We start from the raw sequence: 15,590 nt of genomic DNA, 5'->3' as shown, positions 1-15,590 counted from the left end.
CCACCATTCCCTCCTGCACCAATCAAAACTATGTGATACAGAAGAAGTAGATAATTAGTAGAAAGGGGATAAATAAAAGAGATTGCTAAAGCGTATATTCCGAATCAAATATATACTGACAGGCTGGGGAAGCTGTAACTGGGGGGCAGCGGAGCAAAACCATAAAAGATATTGAACTCAATCTAGAGCAGCACTACGTTAACAACTAAAAGAGATATAGTGTTACTTGGTACTGTAAAGGATAAGTAATGATGGAGGATTCTTTGTTTAGACTTCATCCACTCCTAATATAATTGCTTATGTTTATTCAGCAATACTCAGCTCTTTTATTGCATAAACAATACTATTAATTTCATTAAGTTTTACCTGATAAATATCTTCTTTATTGATCCAATCTTCCGGATAACTTATCAAGTTATACAAAGAAAAGTGTGAGCTATCATTAGATATAAGTAGAGTGTTAAGATCTTTTAGTTTATCTCGTAGAAGATCCCATTTTACTTCTAATGATTGTGTTTCAGCAGCACGTTCTAAGTAATCGTTTAGATAGAGTATGCTTTCTCTTATTTCTTTATTAATTAAAAAAATCTTATCCAGATATGCCTCTTGATCGTTGTACAAATTTCTAAGGGCTTCTTCCAACATAACATTATAATCATCATCATTTGTTGTTATGAATCCTTCAGAATAATAGAAGGCTTCATTTACATTATCAATGTTGATAATCAAAGAGAAAAAATTGAAGTTATTTTCTATATTATCAGCATAATTTGACGAGAGGTTATACTTATTTCCAACATGCAAAGTTAATTCTTCAGAAGAGTTTTTCTCAGAACACCCAATCAGAACAAGTGGGAAGATAATCATAATTGAAAGTATAAAATGATGTGATTTATAAAATTTCATATGATCCTCCTTAATAAATATATAATTTAAAAGAAATGAGAAGAGAAGAGATTTCAGATTTCATTCCCTTCTCGTCTCTTACAGAAGTATTTTATCTTACAGAGAAACTGGTTGTTCCTGATCTACTCCAGTTGGCTTCTACCTGAGTTGTTAGAACTGTATAAGTTACACCAAATGAAGGTCCTGGATTACCCCATTGATAGGATGCATTCCCTGAATACGTGGTTGTTTTAGCTGTTTTGTCATACGTATGAGTATATCTTATCTGCGTTGAGGTAGTTCCCGTTTTAGAACCCGCTTTTCTTAGCTCCACATAGAAGTGTATGGAAGTACCTCCTGGAAAATTATCTTTAAGATTAAATAAAAGGCTGCCCTTTTCCCTTTGGGTTGCATCATTCAGCCAAAAGTTCGAGGAAGATCCAGAAAGAAGACCCCAGGATCTATATTGTAGAAGGTCTGAATTCCAGTCGGCAGATACAACATCATAACTTGCAGGATGTGGTTCATGCATCCATCCTTGACCTAAATCCGCAATATGTTCAATCTTACCATAAATATTGTATTCTCCAGTCTGTGGATCATAGTCCATTGTGTTTGTTATTTTTCTATAAGCAGCATCGAGGGCTAGTGTACCAATACCATTTGGGTTAATTTCATTGCCATAAAGATCAACATAAACCTCACTTACATCCAGCACTTGTAACCCTTGACTCTCTTTAAAAGAAATAACCTCTTCCAGCGAAGCACCAGATTGATCAAGCTCAGCAGCTTGCTTCAAAATATTCTTGACTCTATCAGGGTTAGAAGTATTTTTGCTATCAGACAAAGTCTCTGCGTTGGCTACTGACATTGATAAGGTTAAGAGAACTGCTGCTGTCAAAGCTAAGATCTTTTTCTTGAACATTGAGAATCCTCTCCTTATTATTGGTTGGGTTTATAAATTGCTACCCTCCTTAACTTAAATTATAGATAATTTATGTATCTACATATTTAATAACAGTCAAAACTGGAAAATGTTTTAATTTATTTTATCTTTTTTTCATTTTACCTTAAAGCATCAGTGATTTATGTTACAACAAATAACAATCAACATCTACGTTCAAGCACTGCTCTGCCTCGTAATAATCCTTCCGCACAAAAAACCGTACCCGCTGGCCAGCACCTGGCCTCTTGCGGGTACGGTTTTCAGTTTCGTTCCTGTATCTTACGATGCAGGAATAATAATTTTTTGACCTATTTGCAGCTGATGTACATTGTTTATTTTATTTGCCTTGGCGATTGCATTCCAATCAACCCCGTATTTCAGACCAATTCGGTACAGGTTGTCCCCTTTTTTGATGACATACACCTGTTCCTTGCCCGCTTCCGGTTTCACAGGCTCAGGCTCCGGCTTCGGTGTTGGAGTTGTCGGTTTTGGTTCCGCTGGCGTCGTCTCTTCTGCTTCCGGTTCCTCAGCTTCTGGGGCAGTCGTGTCTGTGCCGCTGGATAAATCTAAGGAATATTTACCGAAGCCATCCTTATTCTCACCAAGATAAGTCATCGCTCCGTTAAGCTCTGCATCGGCAGTAACAATGCTGCTGGCTGCAGGAGAGGTATTGAAGATAATCTCTGGAGAGCCGGATACTTTGGTAAAGGACCAGTTTCCATCAGCGGACGGGTTAATCGTCTTGTTCTGTGCAATATAGTCAATAATGACTTGACGGCTCTCGTCTGGAGCAGCCATGATGATACGCTTGCCGTCCGGATTCGCTAGCTTGCTGGAGCCTGCACGATAGTTATTCGTCGCTACAATAAATTTTTGCTCCGGATCGATCGCTTTGCCTTCATATTTCAGGTTCTTGATCCGGTTGGAAGATGCACTCACGATGTTGCCTTTGCTGTCATATTTCGCTGGCTCTGTCACATCAATCTCGTAGGTTACACCATCAATGACATCATAGTTGTATGTCGGGAAGTCGACATTCACGAGCTCCTGCTCTCCACTCTTAGATGGATCAATGGTATTGAACTGTCCTGCAGACCATTCCAGCCATTCCTTCACTTCTGCTCCTGTCAGCTCAACCGCATGCACAGTATTAGGGTATACATATAAATCCGCCACGTTCTTAATTGCAATTGTACCTGACGGGATATCTGTATAATAGTCCGGACCCATGCGTCCGCCCGCCTTAAATGGAGCCCCCGCGGACAGAACCGGAATTCCTTCATACTCTGTGCCCTTCAGCTTGTTCTCTACATACCATTTCTGTGCATTCGTTACGATCTGAATGGATGGATCATCCTGTACCAGCGCAAAATAACTCGTGATCGGCGCGGTGGTTTCCCCTACAGGACCTCGCACGTACTCCACGGTTGCTTCGTGCTCCGCTTGTACCGCAGCCGCTATTTCTTTATCCAGTGCCGCAAGCGATTTAGCATTGGCTGAATCGTAGATTGGACGGGATACGGCTGCCGAATTGACTACCTCCCATTCTCCATCCACCTGCGCAAGCTCCAGATCAATGACACCAAGATTATCTCCCCATGCCCCCGGCTCAACAGCAGCAACTCCGTTGATGGTTCCTTTCTCCAGATCAATGCCCTTCATTCCTTCAAAAGCAGCACTTGGGAAAATCTTATGGGCATGTCCGAACAGAATTGCGTCAATGCCTTCCACTTCACTAAGCGGAAGTACCGCGTTCTCTGCCATCTCTGCAGGTGGATTCTCGTCATAACCCGAGTGTGCCAGAGCGACGATGAGATCTGCCCCTGCAGCTTCGATCTCAGGTACGAATTTCTCTGCCGTTTTGACAATGTCCTTGGTGATCACTTTACCTGTAAGGTATGCACTGTCCCATTGCATAATTTGAGGAGTAACGAGACCGATGACCCCAACCTTGAGCGTGTGCTCCTTACCGGACTCATCCGTTACCTTCTTCTCGATAATTTCGTACGGCTTATAATGGTTCACATCATTGCTCTCATCCTTATCGCCGTCGTCCTTATAAATATTAGCATTCACATAAGGGAACTCTGCCCCTTTCATGACCTGATCGAAAAATTCCAGTCCATAATTGAACTCATGATTCCCAGGTGTGGCCGCATCATAGTCAAGCAGATTCATCGCTTTATATACCGGATGGACCTCATCCCCCTTCAGCGGCTTAACCTTGGCTACGTAATCACCCAGAGGCGTGCCTTGAATAAGATCCCCGTTGTCAAATAGCATACTGTTCTTCGCTTCACTGCGTGCTTGCTTGATCAGTGTTGCTGTTCTAGCCAGACCATAGGTCTCAATCGCTTTATCCGTATAATAGTCATAGTCTACCAGGTTGGCATGAATATCTGTCGTTTCGAGAATACGAAGCTTAACCTTGGCTGCTTCCTCTGCGGACACCGGTTGTCCTGGAATGGCAAAGAGCTGAAACAACAGGGCTGCCGTGGCCATCCCTGCCAATAATGTATTCCTCTTCTTCAAAATGTACCCCTCCTGTATTAGGTCCTTCATTCTCTTGCCACTGACTCACTTTATGTAGAATCTATGCTGTCATCAAGCCTGACACCAAGACCTCCCTTGGAAGAAATATACTGCTAACTGATATTTTATACCAATATTTAGAAGTGTTAAAGAGAGAAGTTTTTGTTCACTGCACAACGTTCTGACTTATTTTTATTTAACACATACAAAAATGACTTTATTCTACAACGAACACGTTATATATTTTGACATAAGTATGTCGAGTATCCACGTTATATGTCCTTATACTGATCAGGGCTTAACTACATTCATACAAAAAAGAAGAGCAAAAGAAGCTTCCGTAAGCCTCTCTTGCTCTTCTCTCATTGTCGTATGAATGTCCACCGCTTGATGATCCGCTGATCCTGCAAACCATCAAATTACGCTTCCCATACCTGCATATCCTGACCCTTGCCTGTATACTCAATCCGTTTAGGCGTAATGTCCAAGATAACGTAATTGGGATCATCAGGTCCTGTAAACCATTTTTCCATATTGTTATTCCACAGCTGCTTACGGAGTTCACCATTACGGCTCACTTCTGCAGTACCTTCGATCTCGAGCAGGTCCTTCGTTCCGCCTGATTCGTAGCCGAGCAGCAGGCTGACATTCGGATTATCCTCCAGCTCCTCTACTTTGTGGGTACAACGGTTGGTCGCCATATAAATGCTCAGACCGTCATTATAGACAGCCATATATCTTGCCTTCGGCTTACCGCCTTCCACTGTTGCAAGCGAGCAATACGGATTGTCCTCAATAGCTTGTATAATATGTTGTTCCAGATCTGTTTTATTCATCGCACTTCAGGTCTCCTTTCAAAAATACACCCTCTATTATTAGTGTACCCTGCTCCTGAAAGTTGAACCCGTCGTTACCTAAAATAAACCTCTAAACCTCTACTTACACCGTTTACTCATTTACCAGGAAGCTGGTCCTTAGCCGAATAAACAAATACATCCTTTAACTCTCATCCTGCCGGACGGGAACCAGTCTCTCTCGATTTCCCATGTAAGGGCGGAGCGCCTTCGGTATATAAATGCTGCCATCCTCCTGCTGGTGATTCTCGAGAAGTGGAATCAGGATTCTTGGCGAGGCCACGGCCGTGTTGTTCAATGTATGGCAATACCTCAAATGACCTTCGTTATCCCGATAGCGGATATTAGAGCGGCGTGCCTGAAAATCATGCAGGTTCGATGAGGAATGCGTCTCCCCATAGCTGCCCCGGCTAGGCATCCAGGTTTCAATATCGTACTGTTTATATGTCTTTTGTGACATATCGCCTGTGCATACTGCCACGACCTGGTATGGAAGCTCCAGCGCCTGCAGCAGCTCTTCTGCGTAGCCTGTAATTTCCTGGAGCGCCTGCTCCGACACCTCCGGATCAGCCTCTGTCAGTACGACCATCTCTACTTTGGCAAACTGATGCACCCGATAGAGCCCGCGTACATCACGTCCTGCTGAGCCCACTTCACTCCGAAAGCTTGTCGATACGGCCGCAAGCCGAACGGGTGCTGCCACTTCAATGACTTCCCCGGCATAATACGAGATGAGCGGAACCTCTGAAGTACCGATCAGGAATTTGTCCTCTCCTGCAAGCTCATAAGTCTGTTCACGACCGGTTGGAAAAAATCCCGTGTTCTCCAGCGCCTCCTCCCGGACCATGATTGGCACCTCCATCGGCACGAAGCCGTGCTTCATCACGATATCCAGCGCAAGCTGCTGAACGGCGCGATGCAGCAGAACGCCGTCTCCCTTCAAATAGTAGCTGCGCGAGCCGCCAACCTTGACTCCACGCGGAGCATCAATGAGCTCATGGAGCTCTCCAAGTTCCATATGGTCCTTGATCGGGAATAGAGGATCACTGACCTCTCCGACCTGTTTTATAATGACATTATCCTTATCGCTCTGTCCTCTGGGCGTGTCAGGAGATACGATATTCGGAACGAGCAGCCGCAGCGCAGTATAACGGTCCGTCACCTCGGCTAGCCTTGCTTCTGCTTCTTCAATCTGCCCGTTCAACTGCCGCACTTCTTCACGAGCAGTCGCTGCCTCCTCCCGATTCCCCTCTCTCATCAACTGCCCTATTCTCTCCGAATCCATATTTCTCTGTTGCCTGAGCTTCTCCACTTCCGTCATCAGCTCACGACGTACATCATCACACGTTAGCAGCTCGTCTATAGATACGTCTATCTTCTTCCAATCCGCTGCTTCCTGAACCTGTGCAGCATGCTCTCTTAACCATTTCATGTCCAGCATTGTCGTCACCCCTAAGTTAAATTGGTCAAGCGAAAAAAAACATAGAGCGCCCTCATCCGTTGGGACGAGGAGCGCTCTATGCTCGCGGTGCCACCCAATTTATTGAAGCAGACTTCATGCGGTCAGCATTAGGTTCCACTTCAATCACTTTGGTTCCGCGATAACGGGCGGTGCCGATTAACTTAGGGGAAGACTAGCGCCTTCCCTTGGCGAGAATACCTCCGAGTTGGATGCTCTTCACAGGCATTTTTTCACGTTTTCAATTAACGGTATTATAATTTAGACATTTCCATATGACAATGATTTTATTCTTGATTATGCTGTACTTTCCAGCCAAGGAGGGCTATAATTAGCTTCTGAAATGTCCTAAACTTCATATTCAACCTCAAGGGGTGCTGGGTTAGCCGGCTGAGATAGTATCCGTGAAAGCGTGTTAGATACGTACCCTTTAAACCTGATCTGGGTAATGCCAGCGTAGGAATGGAGAGAATTCGAGTGTGCTGTTCTATTTTACTGACAGCCCTTAGCCCTTACGTCAGCATGCGTCCCTTATCCGGGACGCTTTTTTTATTATGGTCGCAAGAATGCCATTGCACTCTATCCGATCTCCCTTATCAGTATGGCTATCAAGGTAGCCTCAATTGAACTTATAGGAGTTATTATGGAAATTTCGTCAAGAATAGGGGTAATTGAAAAGGAGAGAGAAACGTGTACAAAAAGTTAGGAATGCTGTTTCTGGCGGTACTCATGATGATCATGACTGCCTGCGGCAATAGCGGCACATCGAATGAGGAATCTGGTGCAGGCGCGGAGGAGCCGGCAGCGAGCGATAGCCTCCGCGACATCAAGGTCGTCCTCGACTGGACGCCAAATACGAATCACACCGGCTTATATGCTGCAGTAAGTCAAGGCTTCTACAAGGAAGAAGGTCTGAATGTCGAGATTATTCAGCCCGGTCAAGCCGGTGCAGATACGATGGTCGCTTCTGGAGAGGTACCTTTTGGCGTAAGCTATCAGGAAGGGGTCACCCAAGCACGGACACAAGGCGTGCCGATCGTATCCATTGCTGCCGTCATTCAGCATAACACTTCCGGCTTTGCAGCTCCTGCGGACCGCAATATTGAATCTCCGAAGGACTTCGAGGGTAAAACCTATGGAGGATGGGGCAACCCGATTGACTCAGCGGTTCTGGATACAATTATGGGTCTTGAAGGTGCGGATGTAAGCAAAGTACACAATGTAAACATGGGGGATGCCGATTTCTTCACCGCAACGAAGCGAGACATCGATTTTGCCTGGATCTTCTACGCCTGGACGGGTATTGAAGCCGAGCTTCGCGGGGAACCGATCGATATGTTCTACGTTAAGGACTATTCCGAGAAGCTGGATTACTATACACCTGTACTTATTACGAATGAGGCGACCATTGACGAGGATCCGGAGCTGGTCAAAGCCTTCATGCGCGCAACGACCAAAGGCTATGAATATACAATTAATCATCCAGAGGAAGCCGCAGCGATACTCAGCGAGGCCGTGCCTGACCTCGACAAGGAGCTCGTGCTTGAGAGTCAGAAATGGCTCAGTCCGAAATATCAGGATGACGCCGCTCGCTGGGGCGAGCAAAAGGCAGAGGTATGGCAGAACTATTCCGACTGGATGGCTCAGCACGAGCTGCTGGACCAGCCGCTGGATGTCGAGAAAGCTTTTACGAATGAATTTCTGCCACAACAATAATTACTAAAGAAAGCGTTGGTGACCCATATGGCTCAAACATTGCTAAGTATTCAAGTCATTCCGAAGACACCTAATGGAGAAGATTCGATCCCTTATGTAGACCGTGCCATTGAAGTGATACAGCAATCCGGGGTGAAATATCAGGTCCATCCCCTTGAAACGACGCTGGAGGGCGAGCTTCCTGAGCTGCTCCAAATTGTGCAGAGAGTTCATGAGGTACTCATCGAGGCTGGCAGCCCGAGCATTATTTCACAAATCAAGATTGCCCATTACCCAAGCGGAATCAGCATGGAAGGACTAACGGAGAAGTATCCATCATGAAGCGTGTTGTAAGAAGTGTGCTGCCGCCTGTTGCGGCGGTCATCCTCTTTTTGGCGGTATGGCAAATAGCCGTGCCGCTTTTTCACATTGAGAAGTGGATTCTGCCAAGTCCTGTTGATATTACCCGTGAAGCAGCTGCACAAGCTGCAAGTCTTACTGAACATACTTGGGCGACTGTACAGCTTACTCTGCTCGGCTTCGGCATCGGCGCTGCGATCGGTCTTCTGACAGCCATGGTGCTGCATCTAGTTCCATTTATGAAAACGGCCCTGTATCCATTGCTCATTCTTAGCCAGAATATACCTACGATTGCACTCGCACCGCTTCTGATGATCTGGTTCGGATTCGGTCTGCTGCCCAAGATCATCGTTATTACACTGGTCTGCTTCTTTCCGATCGCAGTATCTGCTATGGACGGACTGATGCAAACGGACCGCGCGATGCTGAGCTACATGAGAATGGCCGGGGCCAGCAAGGGGCAAATCTTCCGCAAGCTGGAGGTGCCACACGCGCTCCCATCCATCTTCTCAGGTCTCAAGATCGCAGCAACCTACAGCGTCATGGGCGCAGTCATTGCCGAATGGATCGGGACAGACAAGGGCATCGGCTATTATATGATGCTGCAAAAATCGGCCTATCGGACAGATCGGGTATTCGTCGCCATGGCTATCATCGTTCTCTTGAGCCTGCTCCTCTTCGCCATCATCGCTATGCTGGAGAGAGCGCTCGTCCGCTATAAGACAGATGATCATAGAAAATCGGGTTCATAAGACGGTTTGAGTCGATGAATCTTATCCAATTACGAAAGGAGGATATCCTAATGCATCCTTTATTAGAAGTGTCAGACATCCGCTTATCATTTCGTCAGAAAAAGCAGCAGCTTCATGTCCTTGATCACATATCACTTACGGTTGGCCAGGGTGAATTCGTCTCGATTATCGGACCCTCGGGCAGCGGAAAGAGCTCTTTATTTCAAATCATTGGCGGACTTATTCAGCCTGATGCAGGAACAATCCGCTTGGACGGAGAAGTGGTAACAGGAACTCGTGGCAATATCAGCTATATGCCACAGCAGCCAGCCCTGCTCCCATGGCGGACAATCGCGGATAACATCAAGCTCGGCAGCGAGGTTGCTCCTGCTAAGTTCCGCAGCAGGCAAGGAGCAGATGATGCACGATCCACGCAGCAATGGATGGCTAAGGCTGGTCTGAGCGGCTTTGAAGATATGTATCCACACAAGCTGTCAGGCGGAATGCAGCAGCGGGCTGCCTTTTTGCGCGCACTCTTAAGTCCACAGGAGCTTATGCTGCTCGATGAGCCGTTCAGTGCGCTCGATGCACTGACGAGAAGCGAGATGCAGGAGTGGCTGCTCGGGATATGGGAGCAATCGAAGCGTTCGGTGCTATTCATTACGCATAATATTGAAGAAGCGCTTCTGCTGTCAGATCGGATCTATGTATTTTCGAATCGCCCGGCCACCGTACTCCATGAGGTGAAGGTCCCATTTGTCCGACCAAGACAGGAAGTGCTGACAGAGGACCCTCAATTTCTCCGCTTGAAGCGTGAAATATCCGAATGGATGCGGGAGGAAAGACGTAAACAGCCGGTGAATGCCGGCTCTTATCCGCCGAACACGAAGTAAATCACTAGGAGGTGATAAGCGTAATGCAGCAGTCTGAAGAGGATTTAGCGCCTGTCATTGACTCGCATATTCACCTGGATCAGTATGAAGACGAGAAGCAGCCCTTGCGTCTGTCGTTCGCACAGCATCAAGTGGAGGCTGTAATTGCTGTATCCACCCATCTTGTCTCCTGCCAGAGAACAGAGAAATTAGCGGCCTCCTCTCCTTCAGTGATCTATCCTGCGTATGGATATCATCCGGAGCAGCCCGTCCCTTCTGAGTCGGAGCTAACAGCATTATTTGAGTGGATGGAAGAGCATCTGAACCACATGATCGCCGTAGGTGAAGTCGGCCTGCCCTACTACACGAGATTGGAAGCCGAAGCCGATGGTAAGTCTCTGAAGATGCAGCCCTACATCCATATGCTGGACAAGTTCATCGGGTTCGCCAAGAAGCACGATAAGCCCATCATTCTGCATGCCGTTTATGAGGACGCAGACATTGCTGTCGAGCTCTTGGAGTCTCATCGCTATGCCAAAGCGCATTTCCACTGGTTCAAGGGTGCAGAGCACACAGTCATGCGCATGGCAAAGAACGGATATTTCATCTCTTTTACACCCGACATCGTATATGAAAAAGAAATTCAGGATCTTGCCAGCATCTATCCCCACGATCAGATTATGGCAGAGACGGATGGCCCTTGGCCTTTTGAAGGCCCTTTTGCCGCGCAGAAGACGCATCCGCGAATGGTAAAGGACGTGATCCGCGCCTGGTGTGATGTTACAGGAATCAAGCTGGAAGCAGCATTTGAGTTATTCTATAACAATACCAAACGCTTCTACGGGATTTAACACCAGGTATGGACAAGCCATGCATCTTACATATCAGCTTCGCCATTCATGCCCCCTGATAATTCAGGGGCTTTTTCAGCTTCATGAGCGGTGATCCCGTACATTTCTTTGTCCATTTCGTTCTCGTAGTTCCCCTTTTCATGCAGCCATTATTTGAACTATTGTCGTAAACGCAGGAAAGAATTAAAATTTGAGAGCAACCAGCATACGGGTACAAGAATTAGCTGAAGAAGTAAACCGTAACATTTCATGCGCTCACTTCAGTCTGATCTTATTCCATTTGCCGCCTTCAAAAATGTAAGCACTTTCATAAAAATGAAAGGAAACGTGGATTATATGTTTGGCTCCCGTTACTTTAATACACTTCGCAACCAAATCTTTATCGGCTCTTTGATCGTTATGCTGCTCGTCCTAGGCTCCATCGCACTTATCGTATACAACCAAATATCTGTCCTGCTGCGGAGTAACGCGGAGAGCCATATTCAGCAAACTGCCGTCCAGGCATCCGGCAAGCTGGATGTCCTTCTGAATCAGATCGAGAACTGGACATCCCAGGTGGCAACCGATGCCACGGTCCAGCATGATCTGGCACTCGAGGCCGCAGGGCAGCACATCAGCTTCTCACAGCGGCAGCAGCTGCAGGAGGAGGTTCGCAAGCTTGAGGCGTACGCCACATCGATTCGTTCTATTGAAATATATACTGCCGATTATCGCAGAATGCTTCCTCTTGATGATGCTGCGCTTGATGATCGTGTGCCTGCAGGCTGGATCACGAGGGCAGATGCAGCTGAAGGACGCCTTGTATGGTTTGGTATTGATCCCAGGGATTCGGCAAGTGTCGTTGCCATTCGTAATATACGAATTATTAATCAGTCCTATCAGGCGGCAGGATATGTCGTTGTTCGTATTGATAAGAGCTTCTTCCAGCTTGCAGATAATGACTCCGGGAAGCTCGAATTCTTGAATTTGTTTGATCATGAAGGGAAGCCGATCTCCCTTGCAGCCATGCCAGGTGTAAGTTCGGATATCCATCTGCGGGAGCTTCAGTCCTCTGTAGAGCTGGATGGTGAGCCGTACATCACGGTGGAACGACGATCCGAGAAAACTGGCTGGAATCTCGTCATCTTGTCTCCTGCCAATTACCAGGCAGAGGGAATCAGTCTATTACTCACCGTGATGATTATTTCTGTTATTGGCGGGGCATTGCTGTTCGTCATCCTCTCCTTCTTCCTGTCGACGATGATTACACAGCCCATTCTGAATATGATTAAAGTGATGAGGACCTCTAAATTCGGCACGCTCAAACCTAGTAAGGTCACTTCCGCTACGCTGGAAATCCAAGAGCTGAGTAACACATACAATCAGATGGCGGATCGGATGAATGAGCTTGTTGAGGTCGTATATCAGAAGGAGATTCTGCAGAGCCGCACGGAGCTCAAAGCACTTCAATCCCAAATTAATCCACACTTCCTGTTTAATACACTGGAGGCACTTTACTGGGCTCTCGATGAAAAAGGGGAGGAAGAGCTTGGTGAGGTCGTCATTGCGATGTCCGGTCTGTTCCGGTATGTCATCAGCCGGGGCGATGATGACGAGTGGGTAACGATTGATGATGAGCTCAGCCATGTAGAACGTTATCTAACGATTATGGATATCCGCATGGGAGACAGACTCTCCTGGAGGATCACTTGTGCCGAGTCCATGAGATCTGTGCCGATCCCCAAGCTGCTGATCCAGCCGCTCGTGGAGAATGCCATTCTTCACGGACTTGAACAGCAGGTCGGTGCCGGAAGTATTGAAGTTCTCGTTGCACCCTCCGACCGTGCGGGTTATATCGATGTCATGATCAAGGACAGCGGCCCCGGCATGAGTGAGGCGAAGCTTCGTTCTCTGTACACAGCTATGGAGGAGGGCCATTCTGCTTCCTCTAAGGGAACGGGCATCGGTATTGCCAACATCTACAGGAGATTAAAGCTCAGCTACAACCGGGAAGGAAGCGGACTCCACATAGCCAGCGATTTAGGCAAAGGCACCGTTGTTAAGATGACGATACCCAATGAACCAGGAGGTACTTTTTATCATGAAAAAGATACTTATCGTGGATGATGAGCCCAGAACGAGAGAAGGGATTCGCAAAACACTGGAATCCTGGTCTTCCGGACAGCATGAGATCGAGACTTCAGCCAGTGCGGTGGAAGCCCTCGAGCGACTAAGGATCAATAACGCGCATCTCGTTATTACGGATATTCGTATGCCTGAGATCAGCGGACTCGATCTGATTGAGCAGATTCACGACTCCCCCGTTCCACCCGTTGTCATTATCATCTCAGGTCATGCTGAATTTGACTATGCACAGCGAGCGCTGAAATATGGTGTGGTGGAATATTTGCTCAAGCCGATCGACAAGAAAAAGCTGGTTTCTGCTGCAGAGCTTGCTCTTCAGCGTTATGAGGATCAGAACCAGGTTAAGAAGATGAAGAAGCTCGTCGATCCGAAACTGATGGCTACCACGCAGGAAGAGCGCAAGTACAGCCTCCCTGTCCAGGAAGCGATCGATTATCTGGAGCAGCATTTGCATGAGCCTGTCTCCTTGCGAGATCTATCTGAGGTGCTCCACATGAACACAAGCTACCTGAGCGCCTTATTCAAGGAACAGACCGGGCTTACATTCAGTGATTATCTGACACGCAAGAGGCTTCAGCGGGCCAAGGAGCTGCTGCTAAATACCAGGCACTCTATCAATGAAATATCAGAGATGGTCGGATACCAGACTCCTAAATATTTTGTGAAAGTGTTTCGAACCGCCGAAAATGTAAGCCCAGGGAGATACAGACAGCACATGCTGGAGGGCTCAGAGGAAAAGATCCAATAAAAGTGGTATTTAACCTAAAACCTGTTACGTTATGCGCTTACAAAAGCTTTGCTACAATTCAACATAGAGACAAATAAAGCGGTTTCAATAACCGACTTAGATCATAAAGCAAAGGGGATGTAAACGTGTTTAAGACAAAAAAGAAGTGGTCATTCATGGCTGTGACTCTCTGCTGTGCTATTGCACTTGCAGGCTGTGGAAACAGTGAATCCGGCGGTAGTGCAGAAGGATCCGATGGCGGCAATAAAACAACGATTAATTTCATGCACTTGTGGCCGGAGGGCGTGTCCGCCGGACAGAACAAGATCGTAAATCAAATCATAGAAGATTACCAGACAGAGAACCCGGATGTCACCATCAAGACAGAGGTTCTCGATAACGAGCAATACAAGAATAAGCTTAAGGTCCTCTCTGCTTCCAATGAATTACCCGATGTCGGTATTACGTGGGCAGCAGGCTTCATGACACCTTACGTTGAAGGCGGATTGTTTACCCCTATTGATGATCTGCTCGGCGGTGAGCTGAACGGCAAATTCGTAGAAGGAACGACCGAAGCCTTCAACATTGACGGCAAGACGTACGGACTTCCACTCGAGTTTAATATTACACCTGTGTTCTATAACAAAGCGATCTTTGAACAGTATGGACTCGAGACTCCGCAAACCTATGAAGAACTAAAGGCAGTCATTTCGACTCTTACCGAAAACGGAGTAGCTCCGATTGCGCTGGGGAATAAGGACCGCTGGACTGGGTCACTAATTTATATGTTCCTTGCTGAACGCTTCGGCGGACAAGAAGCACTCGCCAGCGCCATTAATGGAGAAGGCTCCTTCACAGATGAAGGCCTGACAAAAGCAGCGGCAGAAGTACAGTCCCTTGTAGACAGCAATGCATTTATCAAAGGCTTTAACGGGCTGTCCAATGAAGAAGCCAAATCGGAGTTCCTGAACGGCAATGCAGCCATGTACATCATGAGCACATGGGAGCTTCCTAACTTTACGACGAATGAAGAAATTCCACAGGAATTCCGCGACAGCGTTGGATTCTTCAAGTTTCCTGAAGCCGAAGGCGGTAAAGGAAATGTAGACAGCTGGGTTGGCGGCCCTGGGGTTGGACTCTTCGTATCGGAGAATTCCGAAGTCAAGGATGAAGCGAAGATGTTCGTTGAATACTTTGTATCCCAATGGGGCGAGCAATCCGTAACTGGAGCAGGTGTTATTCCTGCAACCAAGGTAGACACAGCATCACTAGAGCTTCCTCAGCTGTATATCGACCTGTTCAATGAAATGAACAAAGCAACCAGCATCACCTTGTATGCCGATGTGCAGATGCAGGCATCTGCCGCAGAGACGCATCTGAATCAAATCCAGGCATTGTTCGGCAAGGCCGTGACTCCTGAAGTATTCGCGGAAGAGCATGACAAAGCCATTTCCGGAAACTAACCAAACACAGCTTAGAATAATCACATAACAGGTGAACTGGCCCGGTCCTGTACCGGGTCAGCTCGTTATATAACGGAAAGGAGTTTGATTC

Annotated in this window: 13 protein-coding genes and 1 riboswitch; of the genes, 8 read left to right on the top strand and 5 right to left on the bottom strand. The window is 46.9% G+C overall.

Annotated features, from left to right (window positions below):
* Positions 1-303 precede the first annotated feature (303 nt).
* The 5 genes from PUW25_RS01785 to serS form a co-directional block, all read right to left on the bottom strand.
* Entirely contained in the window at positions 304-906 is a 603-nt protein-coding gene (locus tag PUW25_RS01785; protein ID WP_205054453.1) for a hypothetical protein, read from the bottom strand.
* A gap of 91 nt (positions 907-997) precedes the next feature.
* Positions 998-1,810: a hypothetical protein gene (locus PUW25_RS01780; protein ID WP_047911383.1), complete on the bottom strand. Its 813-nt coding sequence runs from the start codon at positions 1,808-1,810 to the stop codon at positions 998-1,000.
* A gap of 300 nt (positions 1,811-2,110) precedes the next feature.
* Positions 2,111-4,363 carry a bifunctional 2',3'-cyclic-nucleotide 2'-phosphodiesterase/3'-nucleotidase gene (locus tag PUW25_RS01775; RefSeq protein WP_420799965.1) on the bottom strand — a complete coding sequence of 751 codons (2,253 nt, stop codon included), beginning with the start codon at positions 4,361-4,363 and terminating at the stop codon, positions 2,111-2,113.
* A 419-nt stretch (positions 4,364-4,782) separates the two neighbouring features.
* On the bottom strand, positions 4,783-5,199 hold the full coding sequence (locus PUW25_RS01770; RefSeq protein WP_047911382.1) for a pyridoxamine 5'-phosphate oxidase family protein: 417 nt from the start codon (positions 5,197-5,199) through the stop codon (positions 4,783-4,785).
* 163 nt (positions 5,200-5,362) lie between these two features.
* Positions 5,363-6,658: a serine--tRNA ligase gene (gene serS / locus PUW25_RS01765; RefSeq protein WP_274337940.1), complete on the bottom strand. Its 1,296-nt coding sequence runs from the start codon at positions 6,656-6,658 to the stop codon at positions 5,363-5,365.
* Between the two features lie 378 nt (positions 6,659-7,036).
* A riboswitch (TPP riboswitch) is annotated at positions 7,037-7,156 on the top strand.
* Positions 7,157-7,384: 228 nt separating this feature from the next.
* Between serS and PUW25_RS01760 the strand changes: the two genes are divergently transcribed.
* The 8 genes from PUW25_RS01760 (at position 7,385) to PUW25_RS01725 (ending at position 15,499) form a co-directional block, all read left to right on the top strand.
* A complete protein-coding gene (locus PUW25_RS01760) occupies positions 7,385-8,392 on the top strand; it encodes an ABC transporter substrate-binding protein (RefSeq protein ID WP_274338259.1) in 1,008 nt (335 codons plus the stop codon).
* Between the two features lie 27 nt (positions 8,393-8,419).
* The gene (locus tag PUW25_RS01755) at positions 8,420-8,713 is read left to right on the top strand and encodes a thiamine-binding protein (protein ID WP_047911380.1); all 294 of its coding nucleotides are present in this window, start codon (positions 8,420-8,422) and stop codon (positions 8,711-8,713) included.
* Complete coding sequence (locus PUW25_RS01750) at positions 8,710-9,483, top strand: ABC transporter permease (RefSeq protein ID WP_076314863.1); 774 nt, start codon at positions 8,710-8,712, stop codon at positions 9,481-9,483. Before PUW25_RS01755 ends, PUW25_RS01750 begins: the two co-directional genes overlap by 4 nt.
* Before the next feature lie 50 nt (positions 9,484-9,533).
* The gene (locus PUW25_RS01745) at positions 9,534-10,355 is read left to right on the top strand and encodes an ABC transporter ATP-binding protein (protein WP_238546334.1); all 822 of its coding nucleotides are present in this window, start codon (positions 9,534-9,536) and stop codon (positions 10,353-10,355) included.
* Positions 10,356-10,378: 23 nt separating this feature from the next.
* Positions 10,379-11,185 (top strand): TatD family hydrolase, encoded by an 807-nt coding sequence (locus PUW25_RS01740; RefSeq protein WP_274337939.1) that lies wholly within the window; start codon positions 10,379-10,381, stop codon positions 11,183-11,185.
* A 336-nt stretch (positions 11,186-11,521) separates the two neighbouring features.
* Entirely contained in the window at positions 11,522-13,291 is a 1,770-nt protein-coding gene (locus PUW25_RS01735) for a sensor histidine kinase (protein ID WP_274338258.1), read from the top strand.
* Positions 13,266-14,057, top strand: a complete 792-nt coding sequence (locus tag PUW25_RS01730) for a response regulator (RefSeq protein WP_274337938.1) — start codon at positions 13,266-13,268, stop codon at positions 14,055-14,057. Before PUW25_RS01735 ends, PUW25_RS01730 begins: the two co-directional genes overlap by 26 nt.
* Positions 14,058-14,212: 155 nt before the next feature.
* A complete protein-coding gene (locus PUW25_RS01725; protein WP_047911375.1) occupies positions 14,213-15,499 on the top strand; it encodes an ABC transporter substrate-binding protein in 1,287 nt (428 codons plus the stop codon).
* Positions 15,500-15,590 lie beyond the last annotated feature (91 nt).

This window comes from Paenibacillus urinalis, assembly GCF_028747985.1.
GTDB lineage: Bacteria > Bacillota > Bacilli > Paenibacillales > Paenibacillaceae > Paenibacillus > Paenibacillus urinalis.
The sequence above is the reverse complement of the archived record's forward strand: the minus strand, read 5'-3'. Positions and strand labels throughout refer to the sequence as shown.

Excerpts from the sequence above, each read along its gene's own strand:
- PUW25_RS01785 (WP_205054453.1), bottom strand. The coding sequence starts at position 906 with ATGAAATTTTATAAATCACATCATTTTATACTTTCAATTATGATTATC.
- PUW25_RS01780 (WP_047911383.1), bottom strand. The coding sequence starts at position 1,810 with ATGTTCAAGAAAAAGATCTTAGCTTTGACAGCAGCAGTTCTCTTAACC.
- PUW25_RS01770 (WP_047911382.1), bottom strand. The coding sequence starts at position 5,199 with ATGAATAAAACAGATCTGGAACAACATATTATACAAGCTATTGAGGAC.
- serS (WP_274337940.1), bottom strand. The coding sequence starts at position 6,658 with ATGCTGGACATGAAATGGTTAAGAGAGCATGCTGCACAGGTTCAGGAA.
- PUW25_RS01760 (WP_274338259.1), top strand. The coding sequence starts at position 7,385 with ATGCTGTTTCTGGCGGTACTCATGATGATCATGACTGCCTGCGGCAAT.
- PUW25_RS01755 (WP_047911380.1), top strand. The coding sequence starts at position 8,420 with ATGGCTCAAACATTGCTAAGTATTCAAGTCATTCCGAAGACACCTAAT.
- PUW25_RS01750 (WP_076314863.1), top strand. The coding sequence starts at position 8,710 with ATGAAGCGTGTTGTAAGAAGTGTGCTGCCGCCTGTTGCGGCGGTCATC.
- PUW25_RS01745 (WP_238546334.1), top strand. The coding sequence starts at position 9,534 with ATGCATCCTTTATTAGAAGTGTCAGACATCCGCTTATCATTTCGTCAG.
- PUW25_RS01740 (WP_274337939.1), top strand. The coding sequence starts at position 10,379 with ATGCAGCAGTCTGAAGAGGATTTAGCGCCTGTCATTGACTCGCATATT.
- PUW25_RS01735 (WP_274338258.1), top strand. The coding sequence starts at position 11,522 with ATGTTTGGCTCCCGTTACTTTAATACACTTCGCAACCAAATCTTTATC.
- PUW25_RS01730 (WP_274337938.1), top strand. The coding sequence starts at position 13,266 with ATGAAAAAGATACTTATCGTGGATGATGAGCCCAGAACGAGAGAAGGG.
- PUW25_RS01725 (WP_047911375.1), top strand. The coding sequence starts at position 14,213 with ATGGCTGTGACTCTCTGCTGTGCTATTGCACTTGCAGGCTGTGGAAAC.